This is a genomic window from Algoriphagus aquimarinus (assembly GCF_900112005.1).
In the GTDB taxonomy this organism is placed as follows: domain Bacteria; phylum Bacteroidota; class Bacteroidia; order Cytophagales; family Cyclobacteriaceae; genus Algoriphagus; species Algoriphagus aquimarinus.
The window spans coordinates 14,422-26,761 of record NZ_FOKK01000016.1; the positions used below are offsets into that span (position 1 = coordinate 14,422).

Here is a 12,340-nt window from a genome sequence, read left to right on the forward strand (position 1 = left end):
CAAATAAACTTTTTATCTTCCTTTTTATTAACCAAATGAGTAAATCTCCAATAAAAGCGCAAAAACCTCATACCGGATAATTCAATATCTTTCTGTCATGAAATCTAGCATATCGCATACGATTTACAGTGGAATGATAATCAGCCATGCGATACTCCCATTGAACTTTGATAAACAAATTATAAACACATGAAACAATCACTTCTAGTAACTGTGTTTTTAGCCATTTTCTTCGCCTGCACCACAGACAAAACAACCAAAATGACCGAAAACCCGATTACTTACTCTTTTTTGGTAGGCACCTACACAGATGATGCAAGTCAGGGCATTAATCAACTTGATTTTACTCCTTCGGAAAATAAACTAGAAGTTCGGACAATTTTCCCTGGTATTCAAAATCCTTCTTTTGTAATAGCAAATTCCGTAGGAGACAAGGTCTTTACTTTAGAAGAAATAGACAATGTCCCAGGTGGAAATATAATAAGCTTGAGCCGTACTTCAGAGGATCAAGTTCTCACAAAATTAAGCGAATTACCTAGTTTCGGTGATCACCCTTGTTATATCGCCCTCTCTCCAAACGAGCAATTCCTAACCGTTGCAAATTACAGCGGCGGGAGTTTTAGTGCTTATAAAATTGGAGAAAATGCAAATCTATCTCACTTACAGACTATTCAGCATGAGGGAAGCAGCATAAACCAAGCAAGGCAAAGCTCACCACATGTTCATAGCACAGTATTCAGCCCAGACGGTAAATTCTTGCTTGTAGCAGATCTTGGTACAGATCAGGTTTATGTTTATAATTTTAATCAGGACGAAGCAAAGCCTTTGACTTTAAACAACATACACAAAGTCACTCCAGGAGATGGACCAAGACACTTGATTTTTTCAAAGGATGGAAAAGAAATCATGTTAGTAGAAGAGATGTCTGCTTCTCTGGACATTCTAAGTTTTGATGCAGGAAAAATCAGTCCAAAACAGAAAATATCATTGGTAACTGAGGGATTTGATGGTGGAGTCGGAGCTGCTGAAGTGAGATTATCTCCTGACGAAAAAAACATCTACGTTTCAAATCGAGGAGATGCCAATACCATTTCTGTGATCAGCAAGAAAGCTTCTGGGGAATACGAATTCATTCAGCAGATATTATCGGGAGGGATTATGCCAAGAAATTTCAATTTGACTGCAGATGGAAAATATTTACTCGCAGCACATCAAGCAAGTGATGATGTGATCATTTTTGAGCGAGATCTGGAGACAGGAGTACTTACCCAAACCAATTGGAAAGTGAGTGTACACAGTCCAGTTTACTTATTTAGACTTGGTGACTAGGAAGGTTGCTCCCAGGCGAATTGGGGATTGTAAAGAATTTTCCCCTCTTCTATTTTCAATGGAGATTCCAGATTGTTCTGATATAATTTACCTGTGCCCAAACCTTGAGGAACAGTAGCGCCTAGGCTATCTGCAAGCTGCGCAATTGCGTTCAATCCAATATTACTCTCCAATGCTGAGGTCATCCACCAGCCTATTTGACGAAGCTCTGCTAGCTCGATCCATGCTTTGGTTTCAAGGATCCCACCAAGTAAGGTGGGTTTTAAAATAATATACTGAGGCTGAATATCATCCAAAAGCTCAGCTTTATTTTTAACTCCTATTAATTCCTCATCAAGTGCAATAGGTAGCGGAGTTGCAGTGCAAAGATGCCTCATCGCTTTCCAATTCCCCGCGGCAATTGGCTGTTCTATGCTATGCAACTCATACTTTGCTAGTTGATGGAGTTTAACCAAAGCATCATTCTCCGAAAAAGCTCCGTTCGCGTCTACCCGAAGGGTAATTTGATCTTTAGAAAAGCGAGTCCGAATGTAATCAAGAAGAGCTAATTCCTGCTCAAAATCTATTGCACCAATTTTCATCTTGATGCAGTCAAATCCTTGTTCCAGTTTCTCCTTGATTTGATCAAGCATAAAGTCCTTTTGCCCCATCCAGATTAATCCATTGATTGCAATAGCTTTTTCACCTTTATAGAAAGCATCTCCCAGAACCTTCTTTTTCCCACCATTCAGTAGATCAAGAATCGCTGTTTCTAAGCCAAATCGAATACTTGGCAAGTCAAAGGGAATTAACCCCTGCAACTGGTTCACAACATTTTTCTCGCCTGATCCGAAAAGCACTTGAGACATTTGATCTAGAGTTTTGCGGAGAACTTCTTCAAAATCCGGGCGATCATCCAAGCTCAGTTTCACCAAAGGAGCTGCTTCTCCCCATCCTATTGTTTCAGGATTTTCTGAATGAAAGGCTTTGATCCAGAACACATCTTTAGTCTTCAAAACTCCTCTAGAAGTACCCGCATCAAATTTAAAAATCAGCGTCCGCTTAAGGTATTCAAAAGTAATTTTGGAAGAATTGGACATGGATTATGACTGCTTTTGGAAGGTACTTGAATTGACTTGGGCTATATTTGCAGGCAGAATAACAACCTATATGCAAATCCCAGCTATTGATTTAAACAGTTACGAATATACATTACCAGAGGAAAAAATCGCGAAGTTCCCACTGGCAAAACGAGACGCCTCGAAACTTTTACACTACAAAGATGGGCAGATTTCTCATTTGAATTTTAGTAACATTCCGGATTTGCTCCCTGCGGACACCTTGCTCGTTTATAATGACACTAAAGTAATTCCTGCTCGATTGATTTTTCAACGAGAAACTGGAGCACGGATAGAGATTTTTTTACTTCAGCCTATTTCTCCAACTTCAGTTATTCCTGAGATCATGCTGGCAAAGCATCCGGTGATCTGGGAAACCATGATAGGAAATTCAAAAAAATGGAAAGACGGAGAGATATTGAAAGGGCTGATCCCATACAAGGAAAGCTCTATTACGCTTTTTGCCAAATTAATCAATCGAGAGACGCGTCAAGTTGAATTCTCATGGGATAATGAAGAAGTGGCCTTTGTGGATGTGGTAGAAGCAAGTGGTGAAGTCCCTCTACCTCCCTATCTGAACCGAAAGCCGGTAGAGGAAGATAAATCAAGGTATCAAACAGTTTACTCAGAAAAAGAAGGTGCCGTAGCAGCACCTACTGCCGGATTGCATTTCACTCCTGAGATTTTTGAACGTTTAAAAACGAAAGGAATAAAAGAAGCTCAAGTAACACTCCATGTAAGCGCAGGCACTTTTCAGCCTATCAAGGCAAGTCAAGTCACCGATCACCCTATGCACAGTGAGCAAATCCATGTAGATAGGAAAACTATAGAAACAATCATCTCTAATCTGGGTAAAATTGTAACCGTAGGAACTACCTCCGTTCGTACACTGGAAAGTCTGTATTGGTATGGTGTCAAGCTACTTGAAGGAAAAGGCGAGGAATTAAGGATTGAAAAGCTATTTCCTTATGAAGAGAGAGAAAATTTACCTTCGGCCCAGAAATCTTACGAAGCCATTCTTATTTATATGAAAGAAAAGGGTCTTCAAACGATCATGGGAACCACAGAGATTTTTATATTCCCTGGATATGAGTTCAAAATTGTGAAAGGCTTGATTACAAACTTTCACCAGCCAGGCTCCACATTAATATTGCTAATTGCTTCGATTCTAGGCGAAGATTGGCGACGTGTATACAGGGATGCACTGGCAAATGACTATCGTTTCCTAAGTTACGGAGATAGCAGTTTACTTTGGATAGAGTAAATGAACTTGAAAAAATTAAAGAATTCTTAAGCAGTTTGAAGGCTGAATTCAGAGAATTCAGAATAATCAATTTCCTTCACCATTATGATCATAGCATTAGCAAATTCCTGCTTACAGGCTAGGACAGCAAATGGATAGAACGGATCATTTGATTCAGATATTTCCAAAGACCCAAAAAACCTATGTAGTTCTTCTTGGGAATTTGAACGGATTGTGATGCAACCATTTCTAGATTCACATCTCTCAATCATGAAATTTGCTGTAGCTGTTTGGATTATCATAGTTTCCGGCGTTGAATTAAAAATCAAATTTAAAGGGAGATTATTGAAAAAACATACCCTGTACAAGGTATTTTTCATGTTTCCAGTAACTAACTGTCAAATTATTTTATTTGATATTCAGACTATTAGCCAAAAAGATCTATTCATAGAATTCCTATCTGGTAATGACTTGTAAAATTCTGATCAATTGACTTATATTTGCATCGCTTTACAAAATGGATTAGGCCGAGAAATCAGTCACAAATTCGAAAAATTACCGAAAGGGTGGTTTAAATAGTAAAACGAAAACTAAGCCAAATAAACATATCTAGAGAGTTGGGTGAGTGGCTTAAACCAGCAGTTTGCTAAACTGTCGTACGCCTCAACGCGTACCGGGGGTTCGAATCCCCCACTCTCTACACCTAAAAACCCTAACTATCTGAAATATTGATAGTTAGGGTTTTGTTTTTTTTTAAATCAGTAGCGAATTAGTTTTGTTTTTGGCAAAAGGCAGGCTACTGAAAAGTTGAAGGATTTGGGTGAATAAAATTTTGTTTGAATAAGAATTATACAAAATGTACTTCCTAGGCTTATTTTTTCCTGTGGCCTACTCGAATTATTCAAAGATTATTTCAGAAGAACTCAAAACCTTTGCTTACACAATTAAAATCGAAGAGCTCAGCATTTAGCTAGAGCATTTCAAGAATCAAAAATTCCCCAAAATTTTCAGGAAAAGTAAGCTCTTAAAAATTTTCTAAAATGGAATATCCTATTTCTAACTATCGAAATATGCAAGATCATATCGAGGATGACACTAATTCCAAATCAAGATTCTTTTGAATCATCAGACATTTCAGAACTCGAATAAATCGTACAGTACGAGGTGTACGAGCTGTACGACTGGTACGAATCTTAAGGTAATTTTTTTTTTCTTTTTGCTGTTTCTATTCAGTTTTTTCTTTCCTCTAAAATTATATCTCACGATTCTCTAGATCTCCTAGGTTAAGATCATACCATCTAGTTTATTATAGTAGATCAAGCCCCAGTTGACTCAATAATATTCCCGTTTTGTTTACGATGCGCACAGAATGAAGCTGAAGGTAAAATAGCACTTGGAAAAAGCAACGTCTATAATTTAACCCATTGCAAAGACTATTCTTTCGCAAACATCTTATATGGGGTCAGGTTGATTGACGTTTACGGCCAATAAACTCTTATTCAAAAGAAGACAAAATATAAAGTACCTTAAAAAGTGAGGAGATTACACAGAGAATCTCCCCAGCCAGAAACCCAGATTCAGTCGACACTAGTATCCATAAGCTCGGGCAAATGTTTTCTCATTTGCCCAGGCTCCATTGATGAACTCATAAAGTTTCCCGATCTATTTCTTTCAGCCTCCAAGTTCTTTTGGGGTTTACAAGTTCCTTTTTAACGGCTTTTGGAATGGCATTAGCCGACCTGGCGTTTTCCCAGATCCGGATCACTTTAAAAATAGCATCTTTTTCGGGACAGCTTTCCACATCTTTTTGGTTCAAAATCAAACTATAGGTAGAACCAATTCCCACCGATACAACCTGTATATGCTCGTATTCTTCAACTTTAGAATCTGCTTGAATCCTGAAATTCCCACCCATACCTACTGGAAAAAATTGGCATAGGTTACATCTCGAAGATCTTTGCCCTGGCTAGTCGCACTACCCCATTCTCTGGATTGGGATCATATAGGTTTTTACCTCCATCCACATTCCAAATGCTTTGATAGTGCCATGATCCTTCTGAAAGCGTAGCTCCCGTAAATCGAATGTAGGGCACTCCAAGATCCTTCGCCCGATCAAACATAGTTCCGAAAAACCGCTTGGTCGAATAATAGCCATGACCATTGTAGAACAAAAACTCCTGCCCGTCAAAATCATAGTAAGCCAACCCATTGCCTGCACACACATCCGCATAATACTTGGCGATTTCATCTTGTAACTGCAAATTTGGAATCACACCCTCATACCCCCAGCCGACCGTCACTTGGAGCTTATAGATCGTATCATTCTTATGATGAGCTATCTTCTGAGAATTCCAATAGCCCCGAGTTACATTCAGTAATCTGTATGGCGCAAAATCTGACACTCCTACATAGTGGATAAGCTCCTTTCCAATCTTCACCATGTTTAGTTCTTTGGTATGCCCTTCCCAACTGGCTATTTCATCCAAGTAAATAGGATCATTAACATAGATCAATGTATCCTCAGCATCAATAAATTGAGTCAATAACCTTTTCTGTTGATACCAAATGCTATCACTCGGTATAGGACTGGCGTCTTTGGTTCCTGGTGCCATGGAATTCGTAATGGTAGTACGCCCGATTGTGATTCCGAGCCTCGCTGCCAACTCTGAGAACTCCAGATGTGATAAAGCCCCAGACTTGAGATTAATGGGCTTTTTTTCATAATTTTCACCGTCGATATAGCCCTTATTTCCACGATCGGGATTCAAAAATCCCTGATCATAGAGGCTTATGGTTTTGAATCCTAAGCGATTAGTATATGAAATAATACTATCATAAACTCCTCCATGAGTCATCGCATCCGGCTTGAAAGCCGCAGGGTCTTTCACCCATTTCCCATCAACTGTTGGGTAAGGCAGGCCTTCATCGAGAACAATAGTCTGGATTACGTCCATCAGCGCGAGATCATCAGGACTACCCCAAAAGGCAACTGAAGACCCGATAAAATCCACTCCAGGAACTCTCTGCACCTCTAAGTGATTAGGGATATTAGCCTTCATATTCGGAATCAAAGAAAACAGAACCTCTCTGTCCCGATCTCTATCACGGGAATGATAGGCGATGGAAATCCTCGCTTTTTCATCTACCATAGCGGCATTTCCATACATTATTCTGTAATAGGGCTCCTTGTGTGCATAAAATGCCACATCGCTGATCCCATCTCCACCTAAGGTAAAAATCTCTCCCTCATGAAGGTGATCTGGTAGCGGGAATTGAACCGGATTTGGCGAATGGATAATGTACTGAAATGGAGCCGCATCCCCTATCGTCGTGGACAGTCCACCAAGGGTATTGTCATTGAGCGCCATCATACCAATAGCATAATTCACTGCCTCACTAGTATCGCGGGCCACTCCGATAATTTCCCCCATGAGGTTGGTAATATTGGTCTGAATGCTACCCCATTCTACGTCATCAATACCATTGTGTGGGGTTAAGGACTTTAGGGTAAGCTTTAGATACTTTGCTTTGGGATCAACCTCCACTACTGCCACCGAGCCATTGTCGTAGTTTAGTTCAAATTCGTTTTTAGAGGCTTTATAAACCGATTTTACCGGCTCAAAGTACAGCTGTTTTTCCTCAACATACAATCTCAGCAAAGGAGACGGTTTGTCGACTGGACTAAACTCTTGGTGGGATGAATTTGCAATGTTCTGCATACTATTGATAAATCCCCGCTCATCTACTCTAATCCTGAAGTATTCCGTGGTGAAAATAGTCTCTTTTTTCACCCTATTACCCTGAAATGCGATGCAAAAAAGCAATACAACCAGCAGAATTACCAGATACTTTTTTACTTTTTTACTTTTTTCATTTATCTAATAGACTTGATCAAATTTCAATTTACCCGTTTGAAGCATAAAGAAAATCAAGGATTTTTGATGACCCACCATTGCTGCCCTCTCGCCGGAATGGATACCGGAAGCGTTATTTCATAATCCCTGTTTAAGGTCAATGTTACTTCTTTTTCATTCGAATCTTTTAGGTTGGCCTGATCTGTCAACCCTGTATAATATAAACTGACCCTGATTTCCTTCACTAATGGGACATCCAAAGGGTTGTATAGCATAATCAAGCCTTTTTCATTTCCTTGTGGGTTGACATGAAGTAAGCCATCAAAATCTCTCCCATCTGGCCTACGAACATGTATCACATCGCCATTTAGCACCTCTCTATGGGCTTTGTAAAAATCTACCCATTTTTCCACTACAGCTTTTGTCTCTGGTGTATCGTATAGCTGAGGACCTCGATAGCAGGCTTGTACACCTGATCCAAATAGATTCGCAAGACGCTGCTCGTAATGCCCCAAGTGGTCTTTGAGAGGTTCAATAGTAGCTTCTTTACCACCACCATGATATTCAACTAAGGGTACAAACATCCAGCCCATACTTGGTGTCTTCTGCCAAGTACCATCATATATATTCTGACGCTCTATAATCTCCTGCTGCTGACGGGGCAGAGACCAGTTGGTTTCCCGATAGCCCATTCCTGTCTTATTGCTTCCAGCCATGAAGTAATGATCAGGTACGTTCAAGAAGATTCCCTTACTACGAGACCATTCATAAAACGTCTTGATTCGTTCGTATTGGTTCCATTGTGAATCCTCCAACCCCACATGGCCGGGGTGGTCATGACTAGCACAGACATCACCCGGATAGCTACCATCATGCTCTAGGACATCCTGCCCAGTTTGCTCATAAAAATTGTACAGTTTATTAAAATAATCAATGCCCCATTCACTCTCCAAGCAAGGTGAGTTGCCAAACCTTGGCTTCAGCCCTCCAGGCATCACCACGTCATTTTCCTTGTCTATACTCCTGCTTGCCAGAAGAGAATATCCACCCAAAGCGATTCCCTTGGAATGTGCATAGTCAGCTAATTCCTTCATTCTAGCTAGATTCTCAGGGCTATCATTTTCGATTTGAAAACCACTGCCAAAAGTCATGATCACCATTTCAAACCCAAATTCTGCACTTTGATCGATCGCCTTTTTTACGGATTCATTATCTGCATTTCTCACATGCATCATAATAGGGCTTTCCGTAATCCAAGGGGCTTGAGAACGATACATACTTCGATCAGCCAATCCTATTCTTTCTCTGTCCCATGAATCATGGAACAATTCCCAGGTACGAAAACTTCCAAATGATTCGCCCGGTTTAAGTATTTTCTGAGGCCCAATTTTGGGATAGGCCTCCAGAAGAACTGGTGTCTGAAATGCATAATTCACTTGTGTTTTATACAGCGGATCTGGATTCCAAGAAATACTAGTGGAATAGAGGTTGTCATTTGACATTCCTCCAAATCGGTAATCAGTTTCAACTGTAACATTAGGCTTCACCCATTCTTTCTTTGAATCAACAGCGCTTTCCTCTTCTGCAAATGCCAAAATCTCAGATTTGAAGCGATTTACTGTTACCAATTCTTTAGAATCATTCTTCACCTCTATCCACTTTGATATTAATGGGATTCCATCGTACATCTCATAATGAACCAGAACTTTGACCTGTGTTAGATACGCAACCAAATCTCTCACCATGGCAACTTTATTTGGATCAGGATCACCAAGAATTTTAGCTTGAATTATTTTACTTCTGGTTCTTTCTCCAGCGTTGGGAGAATCTTCAAAGCCTCCTCTAGCGTCCGTCTTCCCAATACGCATTTTTGTGATCTCAGCCTTTGGAGCAGCTATTTTTGCCAATTCATCATATTCCAATCCTGAATAGGAATAGGAATAAACCAAATTTTGGTCTGTCTTTTCAATCTTTAAAATGACAGCGCTTCCAGGATTATATGTCCCAGTGTGGGATTCTCTTTTACCGTCAAAAATCCCAAAAGAATTATCTGCAGGCCGTACATTCAATTTATACGTAACTCCCAATTCAGTTTCTATGGCAAGCCCTGGCCCCTAACTTGCAGAAAGATCAGTTCCAGGATCCAAATGAACAATCCATACTTTACTATCCTTTGGCGACAGAACTTCTGCAACCACCGATTGATTGGCCATCGCCATAATTTCCCCAGGCTTTCCTTCATTAATTAAAGAATTTCGAGGATCCCCCATGGAGGCAAATACTGTCCAATGATCCTTCAACTCTTCAAAATCGTCTTAAAGCAATTCCTTTCTCGACAAATCCGAAACAGTTCCACTCATCAGGCTTTGGACTAAGGCTGCATATTCTTGGTATTCGAAAGTCAGTTTTTTACCAGGCTCTGGCCATGGCAAATCTTTGGGCATCCATTCAGGTCTCTTTTTCCAACTCATCCGAGCCTCAGTTTCGGACCAATAAAAGCACTGAAGTTTAAGAGCTTTGGGATCAGCCTGCATAGCTTCAAGCCACTCTGGAAGTAGATAGTTATGTATTGGTTGTCCAATCAATCCTCCTACTGGAAGTTCAATACCATTTACTTCTATCATAGCCTCTGCTCGGACTGATCGCAACATGTTTTCACCAGTCATGAGATTGTCCAATCCAATAGTAGCTCCTCCCTTTTGGACATCAAAAATACGGCTCACCAATCCGTTACTCTAGACAAGGCTTCCTTCAGATGTTTTATATAAATCTGATTTCTCATGAATATTGCCTAGAAGCCAATCCTGAGAAGAAGATATATTCTCTTTATGATAAAGCGGTAAAGTGGCTATTTCTTGTGCAAAAACCTCCAGATTTATGGAAGCAAGGATTGCAATCAATATTGTAAATAGTAAGCGCGTGTTAATTTTCATAATATTAATCGTATGATAAATGCAAGCAACTGGAAACATCGTATTAAAAAAATCGGCGGACTTGCGCCCGCCGATTTAGGTTTATTTTATACTATAAGCTTAAAGTGTAGGGTCAAAAGTCCCTCCAGACCAACCTACGTTTTGTTCCAATTTCGGATTTCTATCTATGTGACTAGATTGAATTGGGAAGAAATAATAAGTCTCAGGCATAGACATTTCCTTTGGGCCATTAGAAATCAATTCGACAATTTCATAGGTAAATTCATCAGGAAGCAAAGTAGAAGAATTTGCCGCCAACTGATCTTCTGATGTCACCTCATTGTACGCTTTCCCGTTTAAAGTCATAGCCATTACACCATATTTTTTCATGCCATCCAGACGATCTAGCTTACGATGTCTGCGCAAATCCCAAAATCGCTGGCCTTCAAATGCCATTTCAATGTATTTTTCTTGAAGAATAGCTTCTCGAAGTTGATCTCTGTTCATGCCTGAGGTGATGCCATACATCCCATCGCTTCCAGGCTCAATTCCTGCTCTCGCACGAATATCAAGAAGAACCTGAACTGCTTCATCCAAATGACCAGTTTCATTAGCCGCCTCGGCAAAATTGAACAACACTTCTGCAAAACGCATTTCAGGCCAATCCACGTCATTGGTACCCACCAACTCTATAGGAAGCTCCTCCATAATTCCTTTTCTACAGAACAAGCCTGTTCTATATTGACCTTGCCCACCTTGGATTACATATCCAAAGGCATCTACTGAATGAGAAACATTGGCCATGGTATATTGTCTTCTGCCGGATTTTCCACTTACTGGATATACAGCCCCATTCCAAACCAAAGTAGCTTCAAATCTCGGATCTCTATTTTCCCAGAAATGCTGTACATCATAGCTATACTCTGAGGTAGGATCACCTGGTATTTTACCATCCTTCATAGGATAAGCTTTAGCCAAAGCCCATATTGGCTGATCGCCACCAGTTGCATTTTTTGACTCTGACAAAGGTCTGACTGCATCTTCTCTTCTCCCATTTACTTTAATAGGGTCCTGATAGACTACCGAAAACACATTTTCTCGGTGATTAGAAGTCTCAAAAACAGCAGTATAGTTATCTAAAAGTCCAAATCCTTGTCCTTCCAAATACTGTTTAGCTTCCAAATTGGCAGCATAAGCATCTTGCCAAGAAGAGTTGTCATATGGATTGCTAGGATTGAACTGAGGAGAAGCTTTGTATAAGAGAACTTTGGCTTTAAAAGCTTTCGCAAAGACCTTATCTATTTTGCCAAATTCATCTCCATTATATGTTGCCGGAAGTCCAGAAATTGCATCGTCCAGATCACGAATTATAAAATCAAAACATTCTGCAGTAGAATTTCTAGTTACTTCCAGGTCATCATCCAAATTTTGAGGTACTTCGATTATGGGAACTCCTCCATGGTAATAAACCATCTTGAAATACAAAAAGGCTCGGATAAATTTTGCTTGTGCCAACAACTCATCTTGATCTCCTACCGGAACCTCACCAACGGGAAGTTCTTCAAGCATAATATTGACCCTTCGAATGATGTTATAAGGCCAAAACTTCATTGTTCCGTTAGTCTCGGTAATCCAATTAGGAGCAATGATCCCCCCACTTTCATCTGCATTATTCCCAAAGTTTAGAGGCCAACCACCAAAGGTACTACCATACAACGCTGACAAGTATGCATTCACGGTTTGTACATCATCGAAGGTTCCTTGCCCAGGATAATTGCTAAGATCCTCTACATCATCCAAGACGCTATCGCATCCCATCATTGTGGCAAATGTTATCACCAGAAGTAGGGATTTCAGTTTCAGTGAAATGTTATATCTAATTATCATAGTTCTCTTTTTCATGGA

Annotated in this window: 10 protein-coding genes and 1 tRNA gene; 3 read left to right on the top strand and 8 right to left on the bottom strand. The window is 40.1% G+C overall.

The genetic code is table 11. The annotated features are described in order from the left end of the window. Positions 1-189: 189 nt before the first annotated feature. On the top strand, positions 190-1,329 hold the full coding sequence (locus tag BM291_RS17275) for a lactonase family protein (protein WP_092899753.1): 1,140 nt from the start codon (positions 190-192) through the stop codon (positions 1,327-1,329). On the opposite strand, the gene BM291_RS17280 is transcribed toward BM291_RS17275, so the two are convergent. Beyond that, entirely contained in the window at positions 1,326-2,408 is a 1,083-nt protein-coding gene (locus BM291_RS17280; protein ID WP_092899755.1) for an o-succinylbenzoate synthase, read from the bottom strand. The genes BM291_RS17275 and BM291_RS17280 overlap by 4 nt on opposite strands. Here BM291_RS17280 and BM291_RS17285 point away from each other — a divergent pair. Beyond that, a complete protein-coding gene (locus BM291_RS17285; protein WP_394333454.1) occupies positions 2,407-3,690 on the top strand; it encodes an S-adenosylmethionine:tRNA ribosyltransferase-isomerase in 1,284 nt (427 codons plus the stop codon). The two genes, BM291_RS17280 and BM291_RS17285, sit on opposite strands and share 2 nt — an antisense overlap. 26 nt (positions 3,691-3,716) lie before the next feature. Here the strand turns inward: BM291_RS17285 and BM291_RS17290 are convergent, their stop codons facing one another. Continuing rightward, positions 3,717-3,971 (bottom strand): hypothetical protein, encoded by a 255-nt coding sequence (locus BM291_RS17290; protein ID WP_092899757.1) that lies wholly within the window; start codon positions 3,969-3,971, stop codon positions 3,717-3,719. A 309-nt stretch (positions 3,972-4,280) separates the two neighbouring features. Here BM291_RS17290 and BM291_RS17300 point away from each other — a divergent pair. Next, a tRNA-Ser gene (locus tag BM291_RS17300) sits at positions 4,281-4,369 on the top strand. Between the two features lie 945 nt (positions 4,370-5,314). Here the strand turns inward: BM291_RS17300 and BM291_RS17305 are convergent. From BM291_RS17305 to BM291_RS17320, 6 genes are all read right to left on the bottom strand, one after another. Continuing rightward, a complete protein-coding gene (locus tag BM291_RS17305; RefSeq protein WP_092899761.1) occupies positions 5,315-5,584 on the bottom strand; it encodes a hypothetical protein in 270 nt (89 codons plus the stop codon). Between the two features lie 25 nt (positions 5,585-5,609). After that, the gene (locus tag BM291_RS17310) at positions 5,610-7,460 is read right to left on the bottom strand and encodes a hypothetical protein (protein WP_092899763.1); all 1,851 of its coding nucleotides are present in this window, start codon (positions 7,458-7,460) and stop codon (positions 5,610-5,612) included. 137 nt (positions 7,461-7,597) lie between these two features. Next, a complete protein-coding gene (locus tag BM291_RS17315) occupies positions 7,598-9,610 on the bottom strand; it encodes an alpha-amylase family protein (protein WP_245786904.1) in 2,013 nt (670 codons plus the stop codon). 228 nt (positions 9,611-9,838) lie between these two features. Continuing rightward, positions 9,839-10,246, bottom strand: coding sequence for a hypothetical protein (locus BM291_RS22335; RefSeq protein ID WP_245786905.1), 408 nt, complete (start codon positions 10,244-10,246; stop codon positions 9,839-9,841). A gap of 12 nt (positions 10,247-10,258) precedes the next feature. Beyond that, complete coding sequence (locus BM291_RS22340; protein WP_245786906.1) at positions 10,259-10,456, bottom strand: hypothetical protein; 198 nt, start codon at positions 10,454-10,456, stop codon at positions 10,259-10,261. A gap of 99 nt (positions 10,457-10,555) precedes the next feature. Continuing rightward, the gene (locus BM291_RS17320) at positions 10,556-12,337 is read right to left on the bottom strand and encodes a RagB/SusD family nutrient uptake outer membrane protein (protein WP_217647340.1); all 1,782 of its coding nucleotides are present in this window, start codon (positions 12,335-12,337) and stop codon (positions 10,556-10,558) included. Between the last annotated feature and the right edge of the window lie 3 nt (positions 12,338-12,340).

Bases quoted from the DNA above. Each gene is read 5' to 3' on its own strand.
- BM291_RS17275 (WP_092899753.1), top strand. From the start codon at position 190: ATGAAACAATCACTTCTAGTAACTGTGTTTTTAGCCATTTTCTTCGCC.
- BM291_RS17285 (WP_394333454.1), top strand. From the start codon at position 2,407: ATGGATTATGACTGCTTTTGGAAGGTACTTGAATTGACTTGGGCTATA.
- BM291_RS17280 (WP_092899755.1), bottom strand. From the start codon at position 2,408: ATGTCCAATTCTTCCAAAATTACTTTTGAATACCTTAAGCGGACGCTG.
- BM291_RS17290 (WP_092899757.1), bottom strand. From the start codon at position 3,971: ATGATAATCCAAACAGCTACAGCAAATTTCATGATTGAGAGATGTGAA.
- BM291_RS17305 (WP_092899761.1), bottom strand. From the start codon at position 5,584: ATGGGTGGGAATTTCAGGATTCAAGCAGATTCTAAAGTTGAAGAATAC.
- BM291_RS22340 (WP_245786906.1), bottom strand. From the start codon at position 10,456: ATGAAAATTAACACGCGCTTACTATTTACAATATTGATTGCAATCCTT.
- BM291_RS17320 (WP_217647340.1), bottom strand. From the start codon at position 12,337: ATGAAAAAGAGAACTATGATAATTAGATATAACATTTCACTGAAACTG.